21 protein-coding genes are annotated in these 25790 nt (G+C 71.2%); 3 read left to right on the top strand and 18 right to left on the bottom strand.

What is annotated here, in order from left to right; translation table 11 throughout:
• Nucleotides 1–3: 3 nt before the first annotated feature.
• The 6 genes from OHA21_RS07090 to OHA21_RS07065 all read right to left on the bottom strand — a co-directional run bounded on the left by OHA21_RS07090 (nucleotide 4) and on the right by OHA21_RS07065 (nucleotide 6786).
• Complete coding sequence (locus tag OHA21_RS07090; protein ID WP_328471387.1) at nucleotides 4–912, bottom strand: glycoside hydrolase family 43 protein; 909 nt, start codon at nucleotides 910–912, stop codon at nucleotides 4–6.
• Nucleotides 913–984: 72 nt separating this feature from the next.
• Nucleotides 985–1812, bottom strand: coding sequence for a carbohydrate ABC transporter permease (locus OHA21_RS07085; protein WP_328471385.1), 828 nt, complete (start codon nucleotides 1810–1812; stop codon nucleotides 985–987).
• Complete coding sequence (locus OHA21_RS07080) at nucleotides 1809–2756, bottom strand: carbohydrate ABC transporter permease (RefSeq protein WP_328471384.1); 948 nt, start codon at nucleotides 2754–2756, stop codon at nucleotides 1809–1811. The genes OHA21_RS07085 and OHA21_RS07080 overlap by 4 nt, the downstream gene beginning before the upstream one ends.
• A 1-nt stretch (nucleotide 2757) precedes the next feature.
• On the bottom strand, nucleotides 2758–4092 hold the full coding sequence (locus OHA21_RS07075) for an ABC transporter substrate-binding protein (protein WP_328471382.1): 1335 nt from the start codon (nucleotides 4090–4092) through the stop codon (nucleotides 2758–2760).
• A gap of 22 nt (nucleotides 4093–4114) precedes the next feature.
• Entirely contained in the window at nucleotides 4115–5632 is a 1518-nt protein-coding gene (arfA, locus tag OHA21_RS07070; protein WP_328471380.1) for an arabinosylfuranosidase ArfA, read from the bottom strand.
• Between the two features lie 113 nt (nucleotides 5633–5745).
• Nucleotides 5746–6786: a LacI family DNA-binding transcriptional regulator gene (locus OHA21_RS07065; RefSeq protein WP_328471379.1), complete on the bottom strand. Its 1041-nt coding sequence runs from the start codon at nucleotides 6784–6786 to the stop codon at nucleotides 5746–5748.
• Nucleotides 6787–6921: 135 nt separating this feature from the next.
• Here OHA21_RS07065 and OHA21_RS07060 point away from each other — a divergent pair, with 135 nt between their 5' ends.
• Nucleotides 6922–8532, top strand: a complete 1611-nt coding sequence (locus tag OHA21_RS07060) for an amidohydrolase (protein ID WP_328471377.1) — start codon at nucleotides 6922–6924, stop codon at nucleotides 8530–8532.
• Between the two features lie 9 nt (nucleotides 8533–8541).
• Complete coding sequence (locus tag OHA21_RS07055) at nucleotides 8542–10191, top strand: AMP-binding protein (protein WP_328471375.1); 1650 nt, start codon at nucleotides 8542–8544, stop codon at nucleotides 10189–10191.
• A 1042-nt stretch (nucleotides 10192–11233) separates the two neighbouring features.
• Here OHA21_RS07055 and OHA21_RS07050 read toward each other — a convergent pair.
• Nucleotides 11234–12277 carry an NAD(P)-dependent alcohol dehydrogenase gene (locus OHA21_RS07050; protein WP_328478329.1) on the bottom strand — a complete coding sequence of 348 codons (1044 nt, stop codon included), beginning with the start codon at nucleotides 12275–12277 and terminating at the stop codon, nucleotides 11234–11236.
• A 99-nt stretch (nucleotides 12278–12376) separates the two neighbouring features.
• Between OHA21_RS07050 and OHA21_RS07045 the strand changes: the two genes are divergently transcribed.
• On the top strand, nucleotides 12377–13630 hold the full coding sequence (locus OHA21_RS07045) for an MFS transporter (RefSeq protein ID WP_328471373.1): 1254 nt from the start codon (nucleotides 12377–12379) through the stop codon (nucleotides 13628–13630).
• Here the strand turns inward: OHA21_RS07045 and OHA21_RS07040 are convergent.
• The 11 genes from OHA21_RS07040 to OHA21_RS06990 all read right to left on the bottom strand — a co-directional run bounded on the left by OHA21_RS07040 (nucleotide 13599) and on the right by OHA21_RS06990 (nucleotide 25745).
• Entirely contained in the window at nucleotides 13599–14753 is a 1155-nt protein-coding gene (locus OHA21_RS07040; protein WP_328471371.1) for a DUF418 domain-containing protein, read from the bottom strand. The two genes, OHA21_RS07045 and OHA21_RS07040, sit on opposite strands and share 32 nt — an antisense overlap.
• An 84-nt stretch (nucleotides 14754–14837) precedes the next feature.
• The gene (locus OHA21_RS07035; protein WP_328471369.1) at nucleotides 14838–15209 is read right to left on the bottom strand and encodes a hypothetical protein; all 372 of its coding nucleotides are present in this window, start codon (nucleotides 15207–15209) and stop codon (nucleotides 14838–14840) included.
• On the bottom strand, nucleotides 15206–15919 hold the full coding sequence (locus OHA21_RS07030) for a (2Fe-2S)-binding protein (protein ID WP_328471367.1): 714 nt from the start codon (nucleotides 15917–15919) through the stop codon (nucleotides 15206–15208). The genes OHA21_RS07035 and OHA21_RS07030 overlap by 4 nt, the downstream gene beginning before the upstream one ends.
• Nucleotides 15916–16548: a response regulator transcription factor gene (locus OHA21_RS07025; protein ID WP_328471365.1), complete on the bottom strand. Its 633-nt coding sequence runs from the start codon at nucleotides 16546–16548 to the stop codon at nucleotides 15916–15918. Before OHA21_RS07025 ends, OHA21_RS07030 begins: the two co-directional genes overlap by 4 nt.
• Entirely contained in the window at nucleotides 16545–17606 is a 1062-nt protein-coding gene (locus OHA21_RS07020; protein ID WP_328471363.1) for a sensor histidine kinase, read from the bottom strand. Before OHA21_RS07020 ends, OHA21_RS07025 begins: the two co-directional genes overlap by 4 nt.
• Before the next feature lie 77 nt (nucleotides 17607–17683).
• Nucleotides 17684–18838, bottom strand: a complete 1155-nt coding sequence (locus OHA21_RS07015; RefSeq protein ID WP_328471361.1) for a DUF418 domain-containing protein — start codon at nucleotides 18836–18838, stop codon at nucleotides 17684–17686.
• A 103-nt stretch (nucleotides 18839–18941) separates the two neighbouring features.
• Entirely contained in the window at nucleotides 18942–20132 is a 1191-nt protein-coding gene (locus OHA21_RS07010) for a PrsW family intramembrane metalloprotease (RefSeq protein WP_328471359.1), read from the bottom strand.
• Nucleotides 20129–20776 (bottom strand): hypothetical protein, encoded by a 648-nt coding sequence (locus OHA21_RS07005; protein ID WP_328471357.1) that lies wholly within the window; start codon nucleotides 20774–20776, stop codon nucleotides 20129–20131. Before OHA21_RS07005 ends, OHA21_RS07010 begins: the two co-directional genes overlap by 4 nt.
• A gap of 44 nt (nucleotides 20777–20820) precedes the next feature.
• Entirely contained in the window at nucleotides 20821–22521 is a 1701-nt protein-coding gene (locus OHA21_RS07000; protein WP_328471355.1) for an ABC transporter ATP-binding protein, read from the bottom strand.
• Nucleotides 22518–25043 (bottom strand): ABC transporter ATP-binding protein/permease, encoded by a 2526-nt coding sequence (locus OHA21_RS06995; RefSeq protein WP_328471353.1) that lies wholly within the window; start codon nucleotides 25041–25043, stop codon nucleotides 22518–22520. Before OHA21_RS06995 ends, OHA21_RS07000 begins: the two co-directional genes overlap by 4 nt.
• Entirely contained in the window at nucleotides 25044–25745 is a 702-nt protein-coding gene (locus OHA21_RS06990) for a TetR/AcrR family transcriptional regulator (protein WP_328471351.1), read from the bottom strand.
• Between the last annotated feature and the right edge of the window lie 45 nt (nucleotides 25746–25790).

Raw genomic sequence — 25790 nt, 5'->3', positions numbered from 1 at the left:
GTGTCACGGCACGGGCTGAGCGGTGGCGGTCGGGCCGTGCACCACCGGACGGCCGTCCTCCCAGGTCACCCTGTCCACCCACAGCTGGCGGCCGGGCGCCACGCTGCCGACCGCGTCCGGCGGCCAGGCGTGGTAGAGCATCCAGGTGCTGCCGTCGGATCGGGTCACCACGTAGCTGTGGCCCGGTCCGGCGGCCTCCGGCGACGACTTGAGGATCGGGTTCTCCGGCGCGTCCCGGCACGGGCCGAGCGGGCTGTCACAGGTGGCGTAACCGACCACGTACGCCTCCGAGTCGAAGGCGTTGGCCGAGTAGAACAGGTACAGCCGGCCGTCGTGGGCGACCATCTGCGGCGCCTCGATGACGTGCGCCTGCCACGGCTTGTCGTTGGTCAGCAGCCGGACCCGGTCACCCGTGAGGGAGAGACCGTCGGTGGACAGGCGCTGCCCGTACAGATGGGTGGGTTCTCCGATGTGGTTGCCGTCGTTCTTCCAGTAGAGGTAGAGCGCGCCGTCGCTGTGCCGGTAGGGGCTGGCGTCGATGGCGCCACCCTCGTCGTCCTGGCAGATCAGCGCCTCGGCGGAGCTGTCGGTGAACGGGCCGCGCGGGTCGTCGGCGACGGCCGCGCCGATGCACTGCCGGTCGGCGCCGGACTTGCGAGCGGTGTAGTACAGGACGTATTTCCCGGCGTCGGTGCGGATCACCTCGGGCGCCCAGGTCCGGCCGCGGTCCGCCCAGCGGCCCAGCTGGGGCAGCACGTCGCCGCCGTCGCTCCACTTGACCAGGTCGGTGGAGGTCAGCAACGGCACGTTCGCGGTGTCGTTGTTGGTGCCGTAGGCGAACCAGGTCTCCCCGTCCGAGATGACGCCCGGATCGGGGAAGTTGTCGGTGAAAACGGGATTCGTGAAGGTCATGACCTGTGCTTCTCCAGTGGTGGTGCAACCGGCGAGGACCAACATGAGCGCGAGGAACAGACGGCGCATCCGTCAGCCTTTCAGACCGGACCGGGACACGCCCTCGATGATGTAGCGCTGGGTGATCAGGAACAGGATCAGCACCGGAACACTGGCCAGCGCCGCCCCACCCATGATCACCGGATAGTCGATGTCGTAGGCGCCCTGCAGGATGCTCAGACCCGGCGGCAGCGTGAACTGCGACGGGCTGAACAGCACGTAGATCGGCCAGATGAAGTCGTTCCAGTTGCCCAGGAAGCTGATCAGGGCCAGGGTGGCCAGGGCCGGCTTGGACAGCGGCAGCACGATCTTCGTGAAGATCTGCCAGGTGTTGGCGCCTTCGAGCTGGGCGGCCTCCTCGAGCTCGCGGGGCAGCCCGAGGAAGAACTGGCGCAGGAAGAAGACGCCGAACGCGCTGGCCGCGCCGGGCACGATCAGCGCCCACAGCGTGTCCAGCCAGCCCAGCCGGTCGATGATCAGGAAGTTCGGGATGATCAGGGTGAAGATCGGTACGAACAGTGTCGCGATCACCATGCCGAAGAGGATCCGTTTGCCCCGGAACTCCAGCCGGGCGAAGGCGTAGGCGGCCATCGACGCGACCACCAGGATGAGCAGGGCCTGCCCGGTGGCGGCGAGCAGGCTGTTGAGGAGCCAGCGCAGCACCGGCGTCTGGGTGTCGGAGGCGAACAGCACTTCGTACGCCCGGGTGGTCGGCTCCTGCGGCAGAACGGTGGGCGGCACCTGGGTGGCCTCGCCGATCGTCTTGAACGAGGTCAACAGCATCCACACCAGCGGGGCGATGAACAGCAGGCTCAAACCGATGAGGATGGTGTACCAGGCGATTCCGCGTACCCGTGTCATGAGGCGTCCCGGTCCCTCAGAAGGCGGAAGGTGATCACGCTGACCAGCAGCAGGGCGAGGGTCAGCAGGTAGCTCATCGCCGCGGCGGTGCCCATGTTGTATTCACGCAGGCCCTTCTGGGCGATGTACATGATCGCCGTACGGGTCTCGTTGCCCGGCGCGCCCTGGGTGATCAGTAGCGCCTGGCCGAACATGTTGCTCGACGCCAGGACCGTGTTGATCACGATGAAGGTCAGCACCGGCCGCAGACCGGGCAGCGTGACGTGCCGGAACTCGGCCCATTTGCCGCCGCCGTCGATGCGGGCAGCTTCGTACAGCTCGCGCGGGATGTCCTGCAGGCCGGCCAGGTAGATCACCGCGTTGAAGCCGATCGTCCACCACACCGTGACCGCGACCAGCGAGATCCAGGCCCACGGCAGGCCGGTGGTCCACGGTGACGCGTCCGGCAGGCCGACCGCGCCGAGCAGGGCGTTGACCGCACCCAGGTTGGGGTCGAGCAGGAAGCGCCAGAGCACGCCGATCACCGCGACGCCGAGCACGTACGGCGCGAAGTACACCGCCCGGAAGAAGGTCCGCCCGGGGAACGCCCGGTTCAGCATGAGCGCCAGCGCGAGCGGGATCGTCACGAGCAGGGGCACGCTGGCGACCGTGAAGATGCCGGTGGCCTGCATGCTCTGCCAGAACTCCTCGAACACGGCCGAGCTGCTGTCGAAGAGCGCCTGGTAGTTGTCCAGGCCGACGAACGGCTTGCCGGGCAGCAGGTAATCCCAGTCGTGCAGGCTGACCCAGAGCCCGTAGACCGCCGGCGCCAGCACGAACGTGGCGAACAGCAGAAAGTACGGGATCAGGAACAGGTACGGGGTGACCCGCCCCACCCGCCGGATCGGAGCCGTGGAATCGGTGCGTTCCGAGGCGGCGGGCGGGGCCAGGAGGTCCTGGGCCATCTCAGGCGCCGTACTTCTTGCGGTTGCCCTCCAGGATCTGACTGGCCTTGGCAGCCGCGTCCGACAGCGCCTTGCCGGGCTCCTTGCGCAGCAGGATCGCCTCGTTGACCGCGGTGTCGACGGTGGCCATGGCGTCCGCGATACCCGGGGTGGCGGGCAGGAACTGCAGGTAGTCGATCTGCGTGCCGATCGCGGCCTGCTCGGTGAGCGCGGTGAACTCGGCGCTGTCGCGGATGTCCTTGCGGGCCGGCACCTGCCCGGCCTTCGCCCACTCGATGGAGTGCTGGCTGATCCAGTTGATGAAGACCTTGCCGGCGGTGAGCTTGTTGTCGTCCTGAGCCTTCTGCTTGAACTGGACGAACTGGTGCGACCCGGCCCAGGCCGCCTTCTGGGAGCCGACCTGCGGGAGCGGCGCGACACCCCACTGCAGCGCCTTGTCCTCGCGCAGCGTGTTGATCGTCCAGATGCCGTTCCAGTTGAACGCGTTCTTGCCGTTGCGCAGGGCCACCACGTCGGCGTCCTGGGCGACGTTCTTCGGGCTGTATCCGTTCTTCACCAGGTCGGTGAGCCAGGTGAGCGCCTGCACGCCCTGCTGCTCGGCGAAGAGCGGCGCGGTGCCCTGGTCGTCGAAGAGCTTCCCGCCGTTCTGCCACAGCAGGGTGGTGAACTGCATCTGGCCGGTGAACGGGAACGGCGTGGCCCAGTGGCCCTGCACGCCCTTGCCCTTCAGCGTGTCCAGCGCCGACATGTACTCATCGGCGGTGGCCGGCGGTTTCGCCGGGTCGAGGCCGGCCTTCTCCAGCACGGTCTTGTTGTAGAACAGGCCGAGCGGGTGCACGTCGAGCGGAATGGCGTAGCGGGTGTCGCGGTACACCCCGGCGTTCCACACCGGCGGGGAGAAGTCGTCCTCGGTGAGGTCGAGCGTCTTCGCCAGGTCGGCCAGCGGCAGGATCACCCCGCGCGCGGCGTTGGTCGCGACGTGGTCGACGTGCATGATGCCCAGGTCAGGGCCATTGCCGGTGGCCACCGCGGCCGGCACCTTCTGGTAGTAGTCGGCCCACTGATAGACGTTCATCGTCACCTTGATGTTGGGGTGCTCGCTGTTGAACTGGTCGACCAGCTTCTTCATGAACGGCCCGTCGCCGCCGGTGAACCCGTTCCAGAAGGCGAGCGTCACGTTCGGCCCGCTGTAGCTGGCCGCGGCCGGCCCGGCGTTCTGCCCGGCGCCGGTCACCTTGTCGCTGGGGCCGCTGTCACCGCAGGCGGCGAGCAGGGCGGCGCTTCCGGCGCCGAGTCCGAGGGTCAGCAGATTGCGGCGGCTCAGGTGGTTATCCATGGGAGTCACTCCTTTGTGGGGGTCAGGACGAAGCGCGAACGGTGAAGCGGAGGGCGTGCCAGGAGATCGGCGGCAGGACCAGGGCGGCGCGGCCGTTGTCGCAGGCCGGCGGGGTCAGGCGCTGCGGCACCACGCGGTCGGGCTGGGCGGCGCTGTTGCGTGCGGCCGGGTCGGCGTCGGTCAAGGTCACATGGTCGGCGGCGGCCAGGCCGCCGAAAGCCCGCAGATCAAGATCGAGGGGTACGGGTGACTCGCCGCGATTGACCACGAAGAGCACCAGCTCCGCACGGTCCGGGTCGTGCACCGCGACGGCATCGAGCGCGGCCACCTCGCCATATCGCCCGGTCTCCATCTCGGGCCCGGTGAGCGCGACCCGCAGCACGGTGCCGTGCGCCAGCGCCGAGGTCAGCGCGAACGGGTGGAAGATCGTCTGCCGCCAGGACGGGCCGCCCGGCTCGGTGCGGATCGGGGCGATCACGTTGGCCAGCTGGGCCTGGCAGCCGACGGTCAGCCGGTCGGCGTGCCGCAGCATGCTGATCAGCAGGTTGCCGACCACCACCGCGTCGGTGACGGTGTAGTCGTCCTCGATCAGGTGCGGCGGCTCCTCGGCGATCGGGCGGTCCTCGGGCTCGGTGAAATCGTTCTGGTACCACACGTTCCACTCGTCGAGCGAGAGCTTGATCCGCTTGGTCCGGCGCAGCTTGGCCCGGACGTGGTCGGCGGTCGCGATGATGTCGTCGATGAAGCGGTCCAGGTCGACTGCCGAGGCCCGGAAACTGGCCGGGTCCACCCGCAGCGGGTCGTAGTAGTTGTGCAGCGAGACGTAGTCGACCTGGTCATACGCCTGCTCCAGGACGGTGGCCTCCCAGGCGGCGAAGGTCGGCATGCCGGAGTTGGAGCTGCCGCAGGCGACCAGCTCGATCGTCGGATCCACCTTGCGCATGGCCTGGCCGGCGCGGGCGGCGAGCCGCCCGTACTCATACGCCGTCAGGCTGCCGGTCTGCCACGGACCGTCCATCTCGTTGCCGAGGCACCACAGCCGCACGTCGTGCGGCGCGGCGACGCCGTGCTTGCGGCGCAGGTCAGCGGCGGCGGTGCCGCCGGGCAGATTGCAATACTCCACCAGCTCGGCGGCCTCGGCGATGCCCCGGGTCCCCAGGTTGACCGCCATCATCGGCTCGACGCCGGCCTTGCCCGCCCAATCCATGAACTCGTTGAGCCCGAACGCGTTGGTCTCGATGGCCCGCCAGGCCAGATCGAGGCGGCGGGGGCGCTCACCGGTCGGGCCGACCCCGTCCTCCCAGCGGTAGCCGGAGACGAAGTTGCCGCCGGGATAGCGGACCACGCTGACGCCCAGCTCCCGGGTCAGCTCCAGCACGTCGGTGCGCAGCCCGGAGTTGTCGGCAGCCGGGTGTCCGGGCTCGAAGATCCCGGTGTAGACGCAGCGGCCCATGTGCTCCACGAAGGATCCGAAGATCCGTCGGTCGACGGGGGCCACCGCGAACGCGGGGTCGACGGCAAGACGAGCAGCAGTAGCCACGAAGGGTGCCTCCATCAAGGCGCTGATGTGATCGACACCACCAGTTCTACAACGTTGTAACCAACGTTGTAAATGCCCTCGGCACCATGACGTAACAAATCTTGGGGCGAGCCTCAGCGGCGGCGGGCGGCCAGCCGGCCGAGCGTGCTTTCCCGCGGCACCACCCGGTGCTCGACGCGGATCTCCCGCGGCGCCGTATCGGTCCCGTCCGCGTCCAGCCGCTCAGCCAGCAGATCGACCGCAAGCTGGGCGATTCCGCCGGTGTCCGGCGCGACGGTGGTGAGCGTCGGCGTGGAGAACCGGCCCTCCTCGATGTCGTCGAAGCCGGCCACCGCGACGTCGCCCGGCACGGCGTAGCCGCGGTCGAGCAGCGTACGGATGGCGCCCAGGGCGAGCAGGTCGTTGAAGCAGAAGACCGCGTCCGGCGGCTCGCCGGAGTCCAGCAGCCGGTCCATGGCCGCCGCGCCGTCGGCCCGGTGAAACTCGGCGACCGGCGCGATCAGCGCCGGGTCGAACGGCCGGCCCGCCTGCTCCAGCGCCGCACGGTAGCCGGCCAGGCGCTGCTGGGCGGTGACCGCGGTCGGGCCCTCCTGCGCGCCGATCGCGGCGATCCGCCGGCGGCCCAGCTCGCAGAGGTGCCGGGTGGCATCGGCGGCGGCTGCCGTGTTGTCCACTGCGATGTGGTCGGCCGGACCGTGCCAGACCCGCTCGCCCAGCAGCACCATCGGGGTGTCCGGCACGTCCACCGCGATCTCCACGCCGGCCATCGCGAGCGGGCTGAAGATCAGCCCGTCGATCAGGTGCCGGCGCAGGCGCCCGGCCAGGTCGCGCTCCCGGTCGGCGCGCCCGCCGGTCTGGTCGATCAGCACGGTCCAGTGCCGCTTCTCGGCGGCCTGCACGATCAGGCTGGCCAGCTCGGCGAAGTACGCCGAGCGCAGGTCGGGCAGGGCCAGGGCGATCACGCCCGAGCGCCCACCTCGCAGCTGACGAGCGGCGACGTTGGGCCGGTAGCCGAGCTCGGTGATGGCGTCCTGCACCCGGGAGCGGGTCTCCGGGGAGACGTGCGCGTAGCCGTTTACAACGTTGGAAACCGTTTTGATCGAGACGCCGGCATGCTTCGCGACATCCTTCAGGCCCACGCTGCGCACGCTCACAGCGGCACCATACCCTCCAGGGCTCCCCCGATCGGGCCCTACATCGCTGTAAACGACGCCGGATCGAGGACTCGAACCGGACCCGGGTGGCGGCGGTAGTCAACAGTGGAAGTACCGCAACCGAGGAGGGAGCGCGTGAGCACCGCCGACCTGATCCTGCTCGCCGACCGGATCCACACCCTCGCCGGCACGCCGCCGGCGCCCACCGCGATCGCTGTGGCCGACGGTGTGATCACCGCGCTCGGCGACCGCGCCGACGCCCGCGCGTGGCGGGGGCCGGGCACCGAGCTGCTCGACCTGGGTTCCGCCACGATCACCCCGGGCCTGGTGGACGGCCATTTCCACCCGGTGATGGGGATCGGGCTCACGCGCGGCGTGGACCTGTCGTCCGTGCGTACCCTCGCGGGGTTGAAATCGGCGCTGCGAGCCGCCGCCGTCGCGCCCGGCGGATGGCTGGAGGGCTGGGGCCTGGACCCGAACGCGTTCGAGGGCGCACCGATCAGCCACGGTCCGCTGGTGGCGGCGCTCGGGCCGGACGTGCCGGTGTTCCTGCTGCTGTTCGACGCGCATTCGGCGCTGGTCAGCCCGCGTGCGCTGGAGCTGGCCGGGGTGCGCGGCCCGCGGGAGTTCGTGTCCGGGGCGAGCGTCGCCTGTGATGCTTCCGGCCGGCCGACGGGGCACCTGCTGGAGTGGGAAGCCCTCGATCTGGTACGCACGCTGCTGCCGGACGACGCGCCCGGCGCGCGGCGAGTCCGCCTCGCCCAGCTGCTGAACCGGATGGCGGCCGGCGGGCTGACCGCGGCGAACGCGATGGACTTCGAGGACGACTCGCTGACGCTGTTCCGGTCGCTGGAGGAGGACGGGGAACTGCCGGTCCGGTGGCGGTTCGCGCCGTTCGTGATGCCCGGCGCCGGCCGTGACGGGCTGGACGCGGTGATCGCCCAGCAGCGGCTGTCCGGGCGGCGCTGGCAGGTCGAAGGCGCGAAGTTCATGATCGACGGGACGGTGGACGGCGGGACGGCGTGGCTCGACGAACCGGACTCGCACGGCGAGTCGGCCGCCTGCCTCTGGCCGGACCCCGCGGAGTACGCGTCGGCGGTCCGCACGCTGGCCGGGCACGGAGTCCCGATCGTCACGCACGCGATCGGCGACGCCGGGATCCGGTACGTGCTGGACACGTACGCCGGCCTGCCGCGCACCTCGCGCGTCCCGCACCGGATCGAACACCTGGAGACGATGCCGTCCGAGCTGATCGGACGGTTCGCCGAACTCGACGTGACGGCCGGCATGCAGCCGACCCACTGCACCCACTACACCCGCGCCGACCACACCGACAACTGGTCCAGCCGGCTCGGCAAGAAGCGCGCCGACCGGGCGTTCCGGGCCCGTGACCTGCGCGACGACGGCGCCCGGCTGGCGCTCGGCTCGGACTGGCCGATCGCGCCGTTCGACCCGCGCTCGATCATCGCCGCGGCCCGGCTGCGCCGCCCGGCCGGGGAGCCCGGCGTCGAACCGGTGCTGCCCGAGCAGGCGCTGACCGCCCGGATGGCCCTGGAGGGCTACACCACCCACGCGGCCGGGGCGGCCGGTCTCACCGGGCGGGCCGGGCAGCTCGTGCCCGGGCAGCGCGCCGACCTGACCGTGTTCGCGCTCGACCCGCTCAGCGTCGGACCGGACGAGTTCGCCGAGTCGCCGGTCGAACTCACTGTCGTCGACGGGAGGATCGCGTACCGCGGATCCCGCTAGGGTGAGGGCATGGCGTCCCCCTCGGCTGCCGCGTTCCGGCAGGCCCGCGAATTCCTGCTGGAGCATCACGACGACTACGAGACGGCGTACCGGGACTTCCGCTGGCCGCAGCTGGACTCCTTCAACTGGGCCCTGGACTGGTTCGACGCCAACGCGGACTCGCGGCTCGCGCTGTGGATCGTCGAGGAGGACGGGTCGGAGCAGAAATACACCTTCGCGGACCTGTCGCGGCGCTCCAACCAGGTGGCCAACTGGCTGCGCTCACAGGGGGTGCGGCGCGGCGACCGGATCATCCTGATGCTCGGCAACCAGGTCGAGCTCTGGGAGTCGCTGCTCGCGGCGATGAAGCTGGGCGCGGTGGTCATCCCGGCCACTCCCCTGCTCGGCCCGGCCGACCTGCGCGACCGCCTCGACCGGGGGCGGGCCGCGCATGTGATCACCAACTCGGCTCATGTCGACAAGTTCGCCTCGCTGACCGGGGATTACACTCGGGTTGCGGTGGGTGCGCCGGTTCCGGGCTGGCTTTCGTACGGATCCGGCTCCCCGGTCTTCGAACCTGACGGCGAGACGCGGGCGTCGGACCCGTTCCTGCTCTACTTCACCTCCGGGACGACCGCGCTGCCGAAACTGGTCGAGCACACCCACGCCTCGTACCCGGTGGGGCACCTGTCGACCATGTACTGGATCGGGTTGCGCCCCGGCGACGTACACCTCAACATCTCGTCGCCCGGCTGGGCGAAGCATGCCTGGAGCAACGTCTTCGCCCCCTGGAACGCGCTGGCCTGCGTGTTCATCTACAACTACACGCGCTTCGACGCCAACGCGCTGCTCGATCAGATGCAACGCTGCGGGGTGACCAGCTTCTGCGCGCCGCCGACGGTGTGGCGGATGCTGGTGCAGTCCGACCTGACCCGGCTGCGGACCCCGCCGCCGACCGTGGTCGGCGCCGGGGAGCCGCTCAACCCCGAGGTGATCGAACAGGTCCAGCGGGCCTGGGGCGTGACGATCCGCGACGGGTTCGGGCAGACCGAGACGACCGTGCAGATCGCCAACACGCCGGGGCAGCGGGTCAAGCCGGGCTCGATGGGCCGGCCTACGCCGGGTTACCAGGTGGTGCTGGTCGACCCCGCGACCGGCAAGCCGGCTGACGAGGGTGAGATCTGCCTTGACCTGGCGGAACGTCCGCTCGGGTTGATGACCGGATACCAGGACGACCCCGCGCGGAACTCGTCTGCGCATGCGGACGGTTACTACCACACCGGCGACATCGGCTCCCGGGACGCGGAGGGCTACATCACGTACGTCGGGCGGATGGACGACGTCTTCAAGGCCTCCGACTACCGGATCTCGCCGTTCGAGCTGGAGAGTGTGCTCATCGAGCACGAGGCGGTGGCCGAGGCCGCGGTGGTTCCGGCCCCGGATCCGGTCCGGCTGGCAGTTCCGAAGGCGTACGTGGTGCTGGCCGCGGGCTGGGAGCCGACTCAGGAGACGGCGCAGGCGATCCTGCGGCATTGCCGGGAGCATTTGGCGCCCTACAAGCGGATCCGGCGCATCGAGTTCACCGAGCTGCCCAAGACCATCTCCGGCAAGATCCGCCGCGTGGAACTGCGTGAACGCGAGTCGGCCGGCACCCCCACCGCCGAGTTCCGCGAAGACTGACCCACCGGCCGCGGCACTTCCCGCCGCTTCTCCAGCCATCGCCCACCGGCCCCGACGCCCACCCGTCGCCCACCGGCCCCGGCGCCCACCCGTCGCCCACCCGGCCCCGACGCCCACCCGTCGCCCACCCGGCCCCGACGCCCAGCCGTCGCCCACCCGGCCCCGACGCCCAGCCGTCGCCCACCCGGCCCCGACGCCCACCTGGCCCGACGCCCGCCCGACCGCGCCGAACTGGCGTCCACGAACGTGATCAGCCGCCCCCGCGGGTGGCCTGATGCCAGCCGGTCGCGCTGGTGGGCTGGCGGGTGGCATTGCGTTCAGGCGAGCCGCCGCTCAGGCCGGTACTGCCGGGCCGAATACGTGGCTGGGCGACGGCCGAGCCGAACGAGCCGCTATCCACGCACGCTAAGGCAAACCGAATACATGGCTCAGCGACGGCCGAACCGAACGAGCCGCCAGCCACGCACGCTAAGGCAAACCGAATACATGGCTCAGCGACGGCCGAACCGAACGAGCCGCCAGCCACGCACGCTAAGGCAAACCGAATACATGACTCAGCGACGGCCGAACCGAACGAGCCGCCAGCCACGCACGCTAAGGCAAACCGAATACATGACTCAGCGACGGCCGAGCCAAACGAGCCGCCAGCCACGCACGCTACGGCCGGCCGAATACATGACTCAGCGACGGCCGAGCCAAACGAGCCGCCATCCACGCACGCTACGGCCGGCCGAATACATGACTCAGCGACGGCCGAGCCAAACGAGCCGCCAGCCACGCACGCTACGGCGGGCCGAATACGTGGCTGGGCGATGGCTCCGGATCAGGGCGGCGGGAACGTGTGTGTGTCAGCCGGCGGGAGCGCGGCCCTGCCGGGCTGGGTTGTGGGGTGACCCCGTGCATGAGCCCGGCGGACGCGCTGGGGGCCGTGACCACAAGCCTGGATCGCGCGGCGCGGCGGGACGGGCACGAAATCTGGGGACGAGGTTGACCCGTACCGGGAAGGGGCCGGGCGGCAACCATCTGCCGCCCGGCGGTGAGGTCAGCGCAGGGAGTTGATGTCGATGACGAAGCGGTAGCGAACGTCCGAGGAGAGCACTCGCTCGTAGGCGTCGTTCACCTCGTCCGCCTTGATCAGCTCGATCTCGGGGGCGATGCCATGCGAGGCGCAGAAGTCGAGCATCTGCTGGGTCTCGGGGATGCCGCCGATGCTGGAGCCGGCGAACGAGCGCCGCTGGCCGAACAGGGCGAAGACCTGGACCGGCAGCGGCTCCGGCGGGGCGCCGACGCTGACCAGGGTGCCGTCCAGGCGCAGCAGGCTCAGGTAGGCGTTGATGTCGATCGGCGCGCTGACCGTGTTGATGATCAGGTCGAAGGTGTTCTTCAGCGCCTCGAAGGTCGCCGGGTCGCTGGTGGCGTGGTAGTCCTTGGCGCCGAAGGCGAGGCCGTCGTCCTTCTTGCTGAGCGTCTGCGACAGGACGGTGACCTCGGCGCCCATCGCTACCGCGATCTTGACGGCCATGTGGCCGAGGCCGCCCATGCCGACGACCGCGACCTTCTTGCCGGGTCCGGCGTTCCAGTGCGCGAGCGGCGAGTACGTGGTGATGCCCGCGCACAGCAGCGGGGCGGCGGCCTCGTGCGGGATCGACGTGGGTACGCGCAGCACGAAGTCCTCGTCGACGACGATGTGGGTGGAGTAGCCGCCCTGGGTGACGGTGCCGTCCCGGTCGGTGCTCGCGTAGGTGCCGACGTTGCCGTTCAGGCAGTACTGCTCCTGGCCGGCCCGGCAGTTGTCGCACTCGCGGCACGAGTTGACCATGCAGCCGACGCCGACCCGGTCGCCGACGGCGTGCTTGGTGGCCTCGGAGCCGACCTCGGCGATGTGCCCGACGATCTCGTGGCCGACCGTGAGCGGGTACGGCACCGGGCCCCAGTCGCCGCGGACGGTGTGGATGTCCGAGTGGCAGATTCCGGCGTAGCTGATCTCGATCAGCACGTCGCGCGGGCCCAGGTCACGCCGGTCGATGGTGGTGCGGACCAGCGGGTCGGTGGCTGAGGGCGCGGCGATGGCGTTGACGGTGAGAATGATGTCCTCCGGATCTTGGTTCTTCCCGACTTACCCTACCCGCGCCGTAGGATGCGTCTGAAACGTTTCGGAAAGTGGCCCCGCGGTGACTATGTGGTAATGGGTTCCCACCGCCCCAACCCGTGGTGGGTCGGTGTGGTCGCCGGGATGGCCTCCTACATCGACGCCGCCGCCATCGTCGCCAACGGCATCGCGCTGGTCATCTACCAGGAGACCATCGGGGTCACGCCCGGGCAGATCGGCGTGCTGTCGGCCGCCCTCACCTTCTGCATCGCGATCGGCGCGCTCTCCGGCGGACGGCTCGGGGACCGGTTCGGCCGCCGCCGGGTCTTTCTGGCCACGATGGCGCTGATCGTGGCCGGCAGCGCCCTGCTGACCTTCAGCACCGTCTTCCCGCTGCTGTTCGCCGGGATCGTCCTGGTCGGGCTGGGCGTCGGCGCGGACCTGCCGGTCTCGCTCGCCACCATCGCCGAGTCAGCGTCCGGGCAGAATCGCGGCGCGATTCTCGGGCTCTCGAACATCCTGTGGTCGGTCGGCATCCTCTCCGCGATCGTCATCTCGTCGGTCGCCGGCGGTTGGGGCCGGCTCGGTGGCCAGTTGCTCTACGCGCAGGTCGGCGTGGTCGCCCTGGTGCTGCTGGTGCTGCGGCTGGGCATCCCGGAGTCGGACTCGTGGCTGCGGGCCGGCGACGAGCGGCGGGGCGGCGTGCACACGGTCCGCGCCGACAAGGTCTCGATCCGCGATCTGATCCAGCCGCCGTACGGGCGACCGCTGCTGGCCCTGCTGCTGTTCTACGCGCTGACGAACCTGGCAGCGAACACCGCTGGGCAGTTCAACACGTACATCGCGGCCAACATCGCCGGTGTCGAGGTCGAGGTGTTCAACCGGGTCGCGCTGCTCGCCTTCCCGGTCGGGCTGCTCGCCGGGGTGTGGTTCATGCGGGTGGTCGACACGCCGCGGCGGATGCCGTATTTCGCGGCCGGCGCGGTCCTGCTGGTCATCGGCTATCTCGTGCCGGCCGTCCTCGGTTTCACCCTCACCACCATGGGTGCCGGGGTGGTGCTGACCGGTATCGGCGGGGCTTTCGCCTTCGAGGGCATCATGAAGGTGTGGACGCAGGAGTCGTTCCCCACCATGCTGCGCTCCAGCGCGCAGGGCACGATCGTCGCCTTCGCCCGGATCACCGCGGCCCTGCTCGCGCTGGTCACGCCGGCGCTGCTGGACGCCGGCGCTCGCGCGTTCTACCTGGTTCTCGCCCTTCTGGTGGCGGTCGGCCTGCTGATCGGGTGGCGTGAGTTCCACGGCCACACCCACGACGAGTTCACGCGCGAGGCTGAGCGGGCCGGTACGTGAACCGGCGTACCAGCGTCTCGAACGGCCCGCGCTGCCCGGCCCGGCGCATCCGGTCGGCGATCACGACCGTCGCCGCCCAGGTCGCCGCGGCCAGCAGCGCGGTCGTGACGACGGTCAGTGTGCCGGAGAGGTCGAGCAGGTACGGGGTGAACACCACCGCCCACGTCACCGACTGCATCAGGTAGCAGGTCATCGACCGCTGCCCGGTGGCCGCGATCGCCGCGGTGAGCGGTCCGCGCGGGCGCGCCAGCAGTGTGATCAGCGCCGCGAACCCGAGACCGCCGAACGTGCCGGTCGTCGAGTGCAGCGCCGCCCACCAGGTCAGGGTCTGCTGGTCCGGCGCCGGGATCACGCCGGAGAGCAGCAGGGCGATCGGCTGGGCGCCGAGCACTGCGGAGCCGAGGCCGGTCACCGCGACGGCGACGAGTAGCCGCCGGTGCCGTTCGGGGAACTCCAGGATGCGGCGGCGGCCGGCCCACAGCCCGAGCGCGAACGGGCAGAGGAAGCCGATCAGTCCGAGCCCGGCGATGTACAGCGCCGCCGGGACCCGGTGCGTGACCTGGGCGGCGAAGTCGGGTGGCAGCATCGACGGGTCCGGTCCGGCGGTGCTGATCACGGACAGGTCGCCGCTCGGCAGCGCGTTCAGCGCCAGGAACGCCACGGCCACCACCAGCAGCCAGCGGTCCTTCCAGAAGATCAGCCAGACGCCGGCGAACAGCAGCACGCCGTAGGCCGCCAGGATGTCACCGGCGAAGAAGAGCACGGCGTCGATCAGGCCGACGATCACCAGCACCGCGCTGCGGCGCCAGAGCAGACGGCGTACGCCCCAAGCGCCCCGATCCTGCTGCCGGCGCACGATCTGGGCCACCCCGTACCCGAAGAGCAGCCCGAACATGGGGAAGGCCCGCCCGTCCACGAACGTCGACAGCAGCCAGATCACCGCCGCGTCGAGCCCGGACCCGTCCTGCGGGTAGCCGCCGCGCACCGACGCCCCGGGCAGGAAGTAATGGGTGTTGGCGAGCGCGATGAACAGCAGCATGAACCCGCGGGCCAGGTCCGGCCCGAGGGCTCGTTCGGCGGGCGCGGTCGCTCCCGGCAGTCGTGTCGGCGCTTCGATGCTCATGACACCGACGCTAGGTGCGCGGACCGGCGCTCAGCAGCAGCCGGGAGTCGATGCCGGCGCGACTTTGGTTACCGCGGCACAGACCTAAGCACCCCAGTCGAGCTGGTGCTCCGGCACGCCGACGGAACGGCCGTACTCCTGGGCGGCGGCCCGGCCCGCCTCGTCGCCGACGGGATAGCGGAAGACCTTGCCGGCGAAGACGACGACGTGTTCGTCATCGGCGCGGAAGTCGGCGTACCAGCCGCCTTCCGCGAGCAGCCCCGACGAGAACGCCTCGGTCAGCGCTCCGGCGGCTTCCGGCGGCGCCTCGAACTCCAGGATCGTCCAGACGTCCGGCTGGGCGCCGGTGGTCGATGCGGACACGTCCTCGCGCCGCAGGCTGCGGATGAACAGCCCGGGCACCTCGATCGTCGCGCCCACGCGGAGGCTCTCGGCCAGCAACGTTCCCGTGATCATCGTTTCTCCCGCCTGTTGAGTACGCAGTCGCCGCAGGTGCCGCCGCCGGGGATCCGGTAGTAGAGGCAGCAGTTGTTCCGGACCAGGGTCCACCGTGGTGGTGACACCGTGGCAGTGCCGCGCAGCGGGGCCAGGTTCAGGGACGCCTGGACGACGGCCGCGGCCCGCGCCTGCCCGATCATGGTCACGGCGCCGCCCAGCGCGGACGCCACGTTGCCCCACAGCACCTGCGGCGACAGCCGGAACCGCCCGCGGAACACTTCGAGGACCGGTTCGACGACGGTCCGGGTCGCGGTGCGGGTGAGCGTCTCCGCGATGTCGGCCGGGGAGCGGCCGGCGCAGTCCTCGGCGGGCAGGTCGCGCCAGGCGATCGGCAGCGGGCCGCCGTCGACCGGGCGCCACCACAGCCGTTCCGGGTCCGGCAGCGGCAGGACGTTGCCGGCCACGACCGCGCCGAGCAGCGGAGACAGTAACCGGGATGCGAGACCGAGGAAGACGATCGAGGCGACCACCCGTTCCTCGATGTCGTCGCGGGTCAGCCCGGACATCCGCAGCAGCGCCTGCCGGCCGGTCTCGACGCGGTCCGCGACCACGTCGGCGTCGAGCAGGTCGGTCAGGGGACGCCAGCCGGGCGTCTCGTCGTACGGATCCCAGGCGAAGTAGGGCCCGAAACGTGCGGCCGCGTGCAGCGCGGCACCTGCCAGAGTCACAGCAGGCCGCGCCGGTGAGCTGCGGAGACGGCGGCGGCCCGGTCCGGCACCTCGAGCTTCTCGTAGATGTGCAGCAGGTGCGTCTTGACGGTGGCCTCGCTGATGAACAGCGCCGCCGCGGTCTCCCGGTTGGTGCGGCCCTCGGCGACCAGGGCGAGGACCTCGCGTTCCCGCTGGCTGAGGCGGGCCTGGGTGAGCGGTTGCTGCGGCCGCACCCGGGACAGCAGCAGGGTGGCGACCGACGGGGACAGCACGGTCTCGCCCCGGGCCGCGGCCCGGACCGCCCGGAACAGCTCCTCGCGCGGCGCGTCCTTGAGCAGGTAACCGATCGCGCCAGCCTCGACCGCGGGCAGCACGTCGGAGTCGGTGTCGTGGGTGGTCAGGACCAGCACCCGGACGGCCGGAACGCGTTCCAGCAGCAGCCGGATCAGGGTGCCACCGCTCGGCTCCGGCATCCGCAGGTCGGTCAGCACCACGTCCGGGCGGACCGCCTCGACCACGGTCAGCGCCTCGGCGCCGGTCGCCGCCTCGCCGACCACCTCGAAGTCGGGCTGGGTGCCGAGCATGCCGCGCAGCCCGTCCCGGACCACCGGGTGGTCGTCCACCACGACGAGCCGCAGCGTGCTCACCGCTCCCCCTCGATGACCGGGACGGTGACGCTGACCGCGGTGCCCGCGCCGGGCGCCGACTCGATGTCGACCGAGCCGGCCAGGGCGTCGACGCGCTGGCGCAACGCGGTGAGACCGAAGCCGCCGGCCGTCGTGGGGTCGAAGCCCGTCCCGTCGTCGCGTACGTCCAGCACGATGACATCCTCCATGTACGACAGGGTGACGTCCACGCGGGAGGCGCGGGCGTGCCGGCCGACATTCGACAGGGCTTCCTGGGCGGCCCGCAGCAGGGTGACCTCGAGTTCGGAGTGCACCGGCAGCGGGGTTCCGGTGACGGTGAAGTTGGCGGGCACGTCGTACTGCGCGCTCCACGACGCCACCGCCTGCCGGGTGGCCTCGCCGAGCCGGGCGTTCTGCAACGGGCCGGGCCGCAGCGCCTCGATCGACCGGCGCACCTCCACGAGGCTGTTGCGGGCCAGCGTACGAGCGGTGTCCACCCGGCCGCGTGCCGGGGACGGCAGGTCGCCGAGCGCTTCGAGCTGGGTGACGATGCCGGTCAGGCCCTGGGCGACGGTGTCGTGGATCTCCCGGGCCATCCGGGCCCGTTCCTCGGCGACGCCGGCCTCGCGGGCGAGCCTCGCGTTCTCCGCGAGCAGTTCCCGCCGACGGATGGCTTCCCGTTCCGTCAGCCGGACCATGGTGCCGATCAGGGCGGCGAACGGGGTGGCGACGCCGAAGGCGATCAGCGGGTCGGAGCTGTCGACGATCAGCGCCGGGAGGTTCGCCGCCACCACGCCGGCGTAGGCCAGCCATCCCGGCAGAGCCACGAACGCGAGCACGTAGCCGGCCGGCACGAACACCTGGAACGCGTCGCTGCGCTGCAGCAGCACGACGGTGAAGGCCAGGACACCCACGAAGTAGGTGGTCATCAGGGCGGTCCGGCGCTCCCACCAGTCCGGGTGGGCCAGGATGAACCACCAGTGCCAGACCGCGAGGGCGCCGGCGACCACAAGGGTGATCAGGTGCTGCTGAGGGCCGACATCATCGGAGAAGACCGACAAACCACAGGCGACGAGCAATAATCCGTACGGGAGAAGCGCCCACGCCTGATTCCACCGGTGCTCCCGTTGCCGGCCCAGCTGTTCCTCCACCGAGGTCACCCCGCCATCTTGCCCGTTCGGTAGGTGAGCCGCCGCAACAGCACTTCGGCCGGTCCACGCTGCCCGGCCCGGCGCATCGCGTCGGCGAGCAGCACCGACACCAGCCAGGTGCCGAGCGCGATCGCCGCGACCGTGGCGGTGCCGATCGTCGCGCCGAGCCCGAGGGTCCACGGCGTCAGCAGCGCCACGAACACCACCGACTGGAACAGGTAGCAGCTCAGCGACCGCTGCCCGGTGGCGACCAGGGCGCGGGTGACCGGCCCGGGACGGTTGCCGATCCGGATCGCCGCCAGCCCGATCAGGGCGGCGTAGCCGAGGCCGCCGGCGACGCCGGTCACCGCGTGCAGGGCGGAGAGCGCCCACAGTTCGGCCACGGCGGTCGGCTCCCAGAAGTGGCCGACGGCGAGACCGACCGGCAGGCCGCCGGCGACGGCCGCGGTCAGGCCGAGGATCGCGGTGCGGACCAGCAGCGGGCGGTGTGCGGCCGGGTCGGTGAGGATGCCCCGGCGGGCGGCCCAGGTGCCGATCAGGACGGCACTGCCGACACCGGCGACGCCGATCGGGGTCATCAGCCATTCCAGCGGGCGCAGCATCATCCCCTGGAGCGGGTCGGCGGTCTCGAACGACCAGAAGAAGGAGCGTTCCGAGGTGGGCGGGGCCATGTAGGCGGCGCCCTGCAGCAGGGCCACGACGGCGAGCCAGAGCGTGGCCAGGGTGAGCAGCCTGCGGTCCGGGACCCGGACGAGCCCGACCAGGAGGAGGCCGACCAGGCCGTACAGGCCGAGGATGTCGCCGGGGAACAGCAGCAGGGCGTGCGCGAAGCCGAAGGCGATCAGCCACCGGCTGCGCCGGCGGACCAGTTGCCGGGCGTCGGGGCGGCGCTGGAACATCTGGACCACGCCGTACGCGAACAGGGCGGCGAACATCGGGTAGGCGCGGCCGTCGACCAGGGTCACGGTGAGGACGCTGACGATCCGGTCGGCCAGGCCGGACTCGACGATGTGCTGGCGTACGCCGTACTCGCGGCCGTAGAGGTAGACCACCGAGTTGGCCAGGGCGATGAGGGCGAGCATGAGCCCGCGGGCGAGGTCCGGGGCGAGGACGCGTTCCCGGGTGCGGATGGGTCCGGAACGGACGGCTGTGGTTGTCATGCCCTCAGCCTCGCGAGATGCGGGCGGCGGCGAATCGACCGACCTACCGGCCGGAACGGTCCACCGCCGCCGCGCACCGATCCACCGATCGGTCGATGTGCGCTCAGGCCGCGGCGCGCAGCCTGCGGACCTCCGAGCGGGCGTGCTCGACGCCCTCGGTGTCGTGCCCGCCGGCCTCGGCAACCTCCTGTGCCAGGTCGTTCGCCGCGGCGAGGATGTGTTTCGCACGTTTCCGCTCGCGGTGGCCGTGCTGCGCCTTGCGGAACCGGCGGCGCGTCTTCCACCCGCCCGCGGCGGCGGTCACCTCCTCCTCGGTGAGCAGCCCGGACTCGGCCTCCGGCGCGAGGATGTCACGCAGCCAGGCCTGTTCCTGCGGCACCGCCAGGCGGAACGTCAGCCACAGCAACAGCAGGTCGGCGATCGGCAGCACGAGGAACCACAGCAGCGAGATGCCGATGGTGCCGGCCAGGCTGTAGCCGATCGCGCCCATGTTGTCCCAGCAGCCGTGGGCGGCCATCGCGCCGAGCATCAGCAGGGCGCCGCGCAGCCGATGGCGGCCCGCACCGCGCCCGAGCAGCCACATCAGACCGGCGCAGAAGACGGCGCTGAACAGCACGTGCCCGAACAGGCCGCTCGGGGCCCGCACCAGCACCACGTTCAGAGCGGATCCGACCTGGTCGGCGCCGAAGTTCGCGATGGTGCCGTTGTAGGCGTAGAGCACGTCCTCGATGATCTGGAAGCCGAGGCCCGCGTACGCGCCGATGATCAGACCGTCGAACGGGCTGCGGACCAGGCGGGGCGCCAGCCCGATCAGCAGGATCAGCGCCAGCGCTTTGCCGATCTCCTCGTTGATCGGGGCGGTGAGCCCGGCGCCCCAGTCGTTCGCCCAGCCGTGGCCGAAGATCTTGCCGTACAGCGACAGGAAGGCGCCGTTGGCCGGCAGAGCGATCCAGAACGCGGCGCCGGCCGCACCCCACACGACTGCGGTGACCAGCAGTTTGCCGGGCAGCCGGGTGTACCGGTTGTGGTAGGACAGCAAGATCAGCCACGGAACGGTGTAGACCGCGAACGCGACGATGCCGGTGCCGAGACCCACACCGTACGCGTGCACGCCGGAGCCGAAATAGCGCAGCATCTCGTAGATGCCACCGGCGACGCCGAGGGCGAACACCCAGAAACAGAGGTTGCGTACCTGCACGAGCCGGAAGGGCACGCCCCAGCCGGAGGCCTCCAGTGCGCCGGCCCGCGCAGTCAGGGCGGCGGAGGAGCCGGGGGCCTGGTCGAGTGTGGTCACTGCGGCACCTCCAGGGTGACGCTGCGCAGCATGGCATCGATCTGGCTGGTCCGGGCGGCGAGCTGCTCGGACGTGCCGGCGACCTCGACGGCCATGCCCCGCCCGTCCGGGAAGGTGAAGGCCGCGAGGAGACCGTCACCGGCAGCGCTGGTGTACCCCTCGACCGCCCCGGTGATACCGCCGACCGTCGTGATCGCCGTCGGTTCGGCGCTGACCGTGAAACCGGGCCGGCTGTCGCTGCGGCTGTCGTTGCGGTTGACCTGGTCCAGCAGCGCGCCCGCATCCCCGGCGAACGACGAGACCGCGATCTGCGCCTGGACACCGCCCTGCACCATCGACGCGGACGCTGAGCCGGCCCCCGGCTGCACCGTGTCGGCGCCGACCAGTATGCCGTCGACCAGCTCCCAGCCCACCGGCGGCGCGATCGTCAAACCGTTGTCCAGGTTGAGCCGGTCGCCGGCCTCGATCACGTCGTCGACCGGAGTCGCCTGATCGATGGACGGGATGATGCTGCGCAGCAGGATCGCGATCGCGAAGACCACGAGACCCGGTAGCAGTGTTCGCTTGTCCAGGCCCAACCAGCGTCTCTCCACGGGGACCCAGTTGTCGACTGCGACATGGCGCCCCCCATATGTACTCGCCATGACCACACCCTGGCACGGCAAGGATCATCCGGGAAAGCGCTCTGTTACCCAGGACTCACCAAGCGCCAGCCCGCCGCGGCCTCCTGCTGCCGCCAGAACTCCGCGAACCGCCCGCCGGCGGCGACCAGACCGTCCACCGTGCCGTCCTCGACGATCCGTCCTTCCTCGAAGAACAGCACCCGGTCGGCGGCGCGGATGCCGGCCGGCCGGTGGGCGACGATCACCCGGGTCCGTGCCACCGGGTCGGCCGTCAGCGCCTGCACCACGGCGATCTCGTTCTCGGTGTCCAGCGCGCTGGTGGCCTCGTCGACCAGCAGAATCGGGGCCGGTTTGAGCAGCGCGCGGGCGATCGACACGCGCTGGCGTTCGCCGCCGGACAGCGCGGTCCCGCCCTCGCCGGCCCGGGTGTCCAGGTCGTCCGGCACCCGGGCCAGCGTGGCGGCGGCCGCGATCTCGGCGTCGTCCGCGCCGGGCCGCCCGCTGCGGATGTTCTCCCGGATCGTGCCGTCGAACAGGTACGGGTGCTGGAAGACCACGCTGACCATCGAGCTGTCGACGGCGGCGCCGTCGGCGAGGACCTGTCCGGTGGTGGGTTCGTGCAGGCCGGCGAGCAGCGCGAGCACGGTGCTCTTGCCGGAACCCGAGGGGCCGACGATCGCGGTGGTGGTGCCCGGCTCGAAGGTCACGTCGAGGCCGTCGAGCACCGCCGGGGTGTCGGCGGCGTACCGGAAGCCGACGCCGCGCAGCTCGATCCGGGGTGGGCCGGCAGCGGGCTCCGGCGTACCCCCGCGGTTGTCGATGATGGGTGCGGTGAGCGCCGTGCGCAGCCGGCGCAGGACCGTGGTCGCGGCCTCCAGGCCCGGGGTGAGCTCGCCGAGCGCGGTGAACGGCTCCAGGTAGCGGGCGATCACCGCGATCAGCGCGATTGCCTCCGGCACACCGAGGTCGCCGCGGACGGTCAGCAGCGCGGTGGCGCCGGCCAGCAGGACCAGCGCGATCTGCCCGGCCAGGCCGAACAGCAACTGGCCGGGGATCTGCATGAGCAGCAGCCGGCGGGTGGCGGCATGCTGCGCGGTGAGCGCGGCCCCGGCATGGCTGCGGGCCGGTTCCACCCGGCGCGCGGCACGAAGAGCCTGCTGGGTACGCGCGAACTCCACGATCCGTTCGGTGAGGACGGTGTTCGACTGCTCCGCCGCACGATCGGCGTCCCGGCCGAGCCGTCCGGCCGCCAGGAACGCGCCGAGCAGCACCGGCACCCCGGCGAGCGCCGCCAGGCCGAGTGGCAGCGAGACGGGCAGCAGGGCCACCGCGATCGCCACCGGCAGCAGGATCGCCCCGGCCAGTGGAGTGAACAGGTAGATGACCAGACCGACCAGGTCCGGCCCACCGGCCGCGACGGCCTGCCGGGCGGTGGCGGTGTTCTCCGCGGTGAACCAGGTCAGCCGGGTGCGGACGAGCCGGTCGGCGACGCTGTGCTGCCCGTTCTCCAGCAGGCTGAAGCCCAGGTCGAAGCCGATCCGGGCGGCCCGCGCGTCGATCAGCCAGCCGGCGGCGGTGACGCCCGCCAGCATGCCCACCCAGGGCCAGGCATCGGCGGGCCGGGCACCGAAGAGAGCAGCGACCAGGGGTACGAGCAGCACCACACCAGCCGCGCGGAGCACCACGCCGAGCAGGGTGAGAGTGAGGTGGACGGCGACCGCGCGGCGGCGGTCGGCGGGCAGCAGCGCGAGCAGGGTGCGGATCATCGGACCATCTCCGTACGGGCGGCGCCGGCGTCCCAGAGCTTGCGGTAGCGGCCGTCGCGGGCGAGCAGTTCGTCGTGGGTGCCGCTCTCGGCGATCCGGCCGGCATCGAGCACCACGATCCGGTCGGCGCCGGTCACCGTGCGCAGGCGGTGCGCGATGACCAGCACGGTACGGCCGGCGGTGAGCCGGTTGAGGGCCTGCTGGACCAGGTACTCCGACTCGGGGTCGGCGAACGCGGTCGCCTCGTCGAGGACGAGCACCGGGGTGTCGGCGAGCAGGGCCCGGGCGATGGTGAGCCGTTGACGTTCGCCGCCGGACAGGGCGGCGTCGGGTCCGAGGACCGTGTGGTAGCCGTCGGGTAGCCGTACGATCCGGTCGTGGATCTGGGCGGCCCGGGCCGCCGCCTCGACCTGCTCGCCGGTCGCGTCCGGCACGGCCAGGGCGATGTTCTCACGGACCGTGCCGTGCACGAGCTGGGTCTGCTGGAAGACGAACCCGACGCGGGTGTAGAGCTCGTCGGCGGTCAGCTCACGCAGGTCGCGGCCGCCGATCCGGATCGCTCCCTCGCCGACGTCGTGGAAGCGGGCGAGCAGCGCGGCGAGCGTCGACTTGCCCGACCCGGACGGCCCGACCAGCGCGGTCACCGTACCCGGTTCCAGGGTGAGCGAGATGTCGCTGAGCACCGGGACACCCGGCCGGTAGGCGAATCCGACCCGGTCGAACTCCACGGTGCCGGTCTGCTCGGCGGCGGACGGTTCGCGCATGTCCAGTTCGGCCTCGTCGAGGGTGACCTGAATGCGGCGGGCGGCGAGCAGACCGCCGCGCAGACCGCTGAGCCCGTAGCCGATGCCGAGCAGCCGCGCGCCGAACGTGGTGCCGAGCAGCAGGAACGGCAGCAGGGTGACCGGATCCATGCTGCCGTTCGTGACGAACAGCGTGCCGGACGCGGTGATCAGCAGCAGGAAGGTGGCCGGGCGGGTGGCCAGGTCCATCAGGGTCTTCTTGCCGGTGAACGGGCGCTGCCAGTCGCCGAGGAAGGCGATGTACTCGTCCTGTCGGGCCCGGAACGAGGACGCGGCCGCACCGCCGAACACCCGGATCACCGGCTGGCCGTCCAGATAGGCGCCGGCCTCCGCATTCATCCGCTCCGACCAGCGCAGATACTGGGCGGGCCGGGTCCCGGACTGGACCAGCATGACGTACATGGTGAACACGTAGACCAGGACCGGGACGAACAGCAACAGCGCGATCCGCCAGTCCACGAGGAACAGATAGACGAGTACGCTCACCGGCGCGACCACCGCGGCGACCGCATCCGGCACGGCGTGCGTGACCAGGTAGTGCAGGGCCAGGGTGTCGTCCTGGACGAGCTGTTTGACCTGGCCGGAGCCGCGGTCGGTGAACCAGCCCAGGGGCAGCCGAGCCAGTTTGCCGAGCAGCCGGCGGCGCAGGTCCCCGGCGAAGCGGGCGTCGACCGCGTGCAGCCACAGGGTCAGCGCCGAGCCGAGCAACACCCCGGCGCCGACCAGCCCGGCCGCCCAGAGTGCCGCACGGACGCCGGACTCACCGGCGAGCAGGGCCCGGGCGAGTTCGGCGAGCAGCACGAACGGGGCCAGCTGGATCAGGGTGACCAGCGCCTGGAGCACGCCGGCCAGGATCAGGGTGGACTTCAGCGGGGCGAGCAGCCGGCCGCCGGCCTGCGCACGCCAGGCGCCCTGCTTCGTCGTGGCCGGTTCGGGCTTCGGAATCTCCGGCTGCGGTTCCTCGGGCACACCGGTCGCCCGGAGCTTGCCCATCGCCCGGCCGTGATACCAGTACGCCTGGGCGTACATCTCGGTCTTGGGAAAACCGAACTCGTCGCGCAGCCGCAGCCGCAACTGCTTGAGCGACCCGGACTCGACCGCGACCCAGGCGAACCAGTCGGACCAGTCCCGGGCCTCGATCGCGGCAGCGAGCGAGGCCGGGCCGCGGCGTGGAACCCGGTGCAGGTTCATCCGCGGATGGGTGCCGAGCGGGATCAGCAGGTCATCGTCGTCGTGCTGCTCCAGATAGACCTCGACCGGGATGTCTTCCGGGATCGCGCCGAGAATGCCGGTGATCGCCGGGATCGACGCCGAGTCACCGATCAGCAGATATCCGGCGGGCGGCTCGTCCGGAACCTCGAACCTGGACGAGCCGAGCGACGTCACCGCGATCGTGGCGCCGGGCTCGGCCCGCTGCGCCCACAGCGAGGCCGGCCCGGCCGGCTCGTGGATCACCACGTCCACCGCGAATGTGCCGGCCTGCTCGTCGGCCTCGGAGAGCGTGTAGGCCCGCTGGTGCTCGGCGTCGCCGCCGTCCGGGTCGGGGAACCAGAACCGCAGCCACGCCGTCGGTCCCGCCTGCGCGTCCTGGAAGAGGGTCGGGGACGTCATGCGTACCCGGAGGAAGTTCGGCGCCAGGAGCTGTCTGCCCACCACGGTCGCCTGGTGATCGCGGGCGCCGAAGCTCCGCATCATCGCACCCTGAAAACCCCGCGCCATCTACGCTTGCTCCTTCTCGCCGGAGAGGTCGGCGATGATCTCCGCGACCGGCCGCCCCGGCGGGGCGACCTGGATCAGTCCCCGGATGGCCGCGGTCAGCAGCATCCGTACGTACGCCGGGCGGCTCACCTGCGGCAGCACCGAGTGCGCCGCGGCCAGGTGCGCGTCGGTCGCCAGTTGCTCGACCGCGGCCTGGCGTTCCCGGTCCAATCCGGTCAGGTCCTCGGTCTCGGCGGCGACGCTGCTCTCCTCGGAGGCGGTCATCGCGATGCTCAGCGAGGCCACCGCGCCACTGACCACGACCGCGGCGTCCGGCCGGTAGCCGCGCCGGACGAGCGCCTCGACCTCGGCGGTGAGCAGGCGCCGGCCGCTGTCGCCACGCGGGAACAGGATCTGCAGATATCTCGCCAGGCCGGGATGGGCCAGCACGAACTCGCGCAGCTGGAGCGCGAAGCTCAACAGGTGCGGTTCGAGGTCGTCGGCCGGATCGTCACGCAGGGTGAGGCCGGCCAGGATGCTCTCGCCGACCACGCGTTCGAGGCCGAACCGGCCGTCGACGTGCCGGTAGAGCGCGGTCGGGGTGACGCCGAGCGCGGCGGCGACGGCTTTCACGCTCAGCCGGCTCATGCCCAGCTCGCGGCCGGCCCGGACGATGTCGTCGCGGCCGATCTGCGGTGGACGGCCACCGATGCGCCTAGTCAAAGTTACCCCCTGAAACTAAGGGCAACCTAACCTAAGGATCCACTC

The sequence above is a fragment of the Actinoplanes sp. NBC_00393 genome, assembly GCF_036053395.1.
GTDB lineage: Bacteria > Actinomycetota > Actinomycetes > Mycobacteriales > Micromonosporaceae > Actinoplanes.
This window is presented reverse-complemented; position numbering and strand designations above follow the sequence as displayed.

Excerpts from the sequence above, each read along its gene's own strand:
- OHA21_RS07090 (WP_328471387.1), bottom strand. The coding sequence starts at position 912 with ATGACCTTCACGAATCCCGTTTTCACCGACAACTTCCCCGATCCGGGC.
- OHA21_RS07085 (WP_328471385.1), bottom strand. The coding sequence starts at position 1,812 with ATGACACGGGTACGCGGAATCGCCTGGTACACCATCCTCATCGGTTTG.
- OHA21_RS07080 (WP_328471384.1), bottom strand. The coding sequence starts at position 2,756 with ATGGCCCAGGACCTCCTGGCCCCGCCCGCCGCCTCGGAACGCACCGAT.
- OHA21_RS07075 (WP_328471382.1), bottom strand. The coding sequence starts at position 4,092 with ATGGATAACCACCTGAGCCGCCGCAATCTGCTGACCCTCGGACTCGGC.
- OHA21_RS07055 (WP_328471375.1), top strand. The coding sequence starts at position 8,542 with ATGGCGTCCCCCTCGGCTGCCGCGTTCCGGCAGGCCCGCGAATTCCTG.
- OHA21_RS07045 (WP_328471373.1), top strand. The coding sequence starts at position 12,377 with ATGGGTTCCCACCGCCCCAACCCGTGGTGGGTCGGTGTGGTCGCCGGG.
- OHA21_RS07040 (WP_328471371.1), bottom strand. The coding sequence starts at position 14,753 with ATGAGCATCGAAGCGCCGACACGACTGCCGGGAGCGACCGCGCCCGCC.
- OHA21_RS07035 (WP_328471369.1), bottom strand. The coding sequence starts at position 15,209 with ATGATCACGGGAACGTTGCTGGCCGAGAGCCTCCGCGTGGGCGCGACG.
- OHA21_RS07015 (WP_328471361.1), bottom strand. The coding sequence starts at position 18,838 with ATGACAACCACAGCCGTCCGTTCCGGACCCATCCGCACCCGGGAACGC.
- OHA21_RS07005 (WP_328471357.1), bottom strand. The coding sequence starts at position 20,776 with ATGGCGAGTACATATGGGGGGCGCCATGTCGCAGTCGACAACTGGGTC.
- OHA21_RS07000 (WP_328471355.1), bottom strand. The coding sequence starts at position 22,521 with ATGATCCGCACCCTGCTCGCGCTGCTGCCCGCCGACCGCCGCCGCGCG.
- OHA21_RS06995 (WP_328471353.1), bottom strand. The coding sequence starts at position 25,043 with ATGGCGCGGGGTTTTCAGGGTGCGATGATGCGGAGCTTCGGCGCCCGC.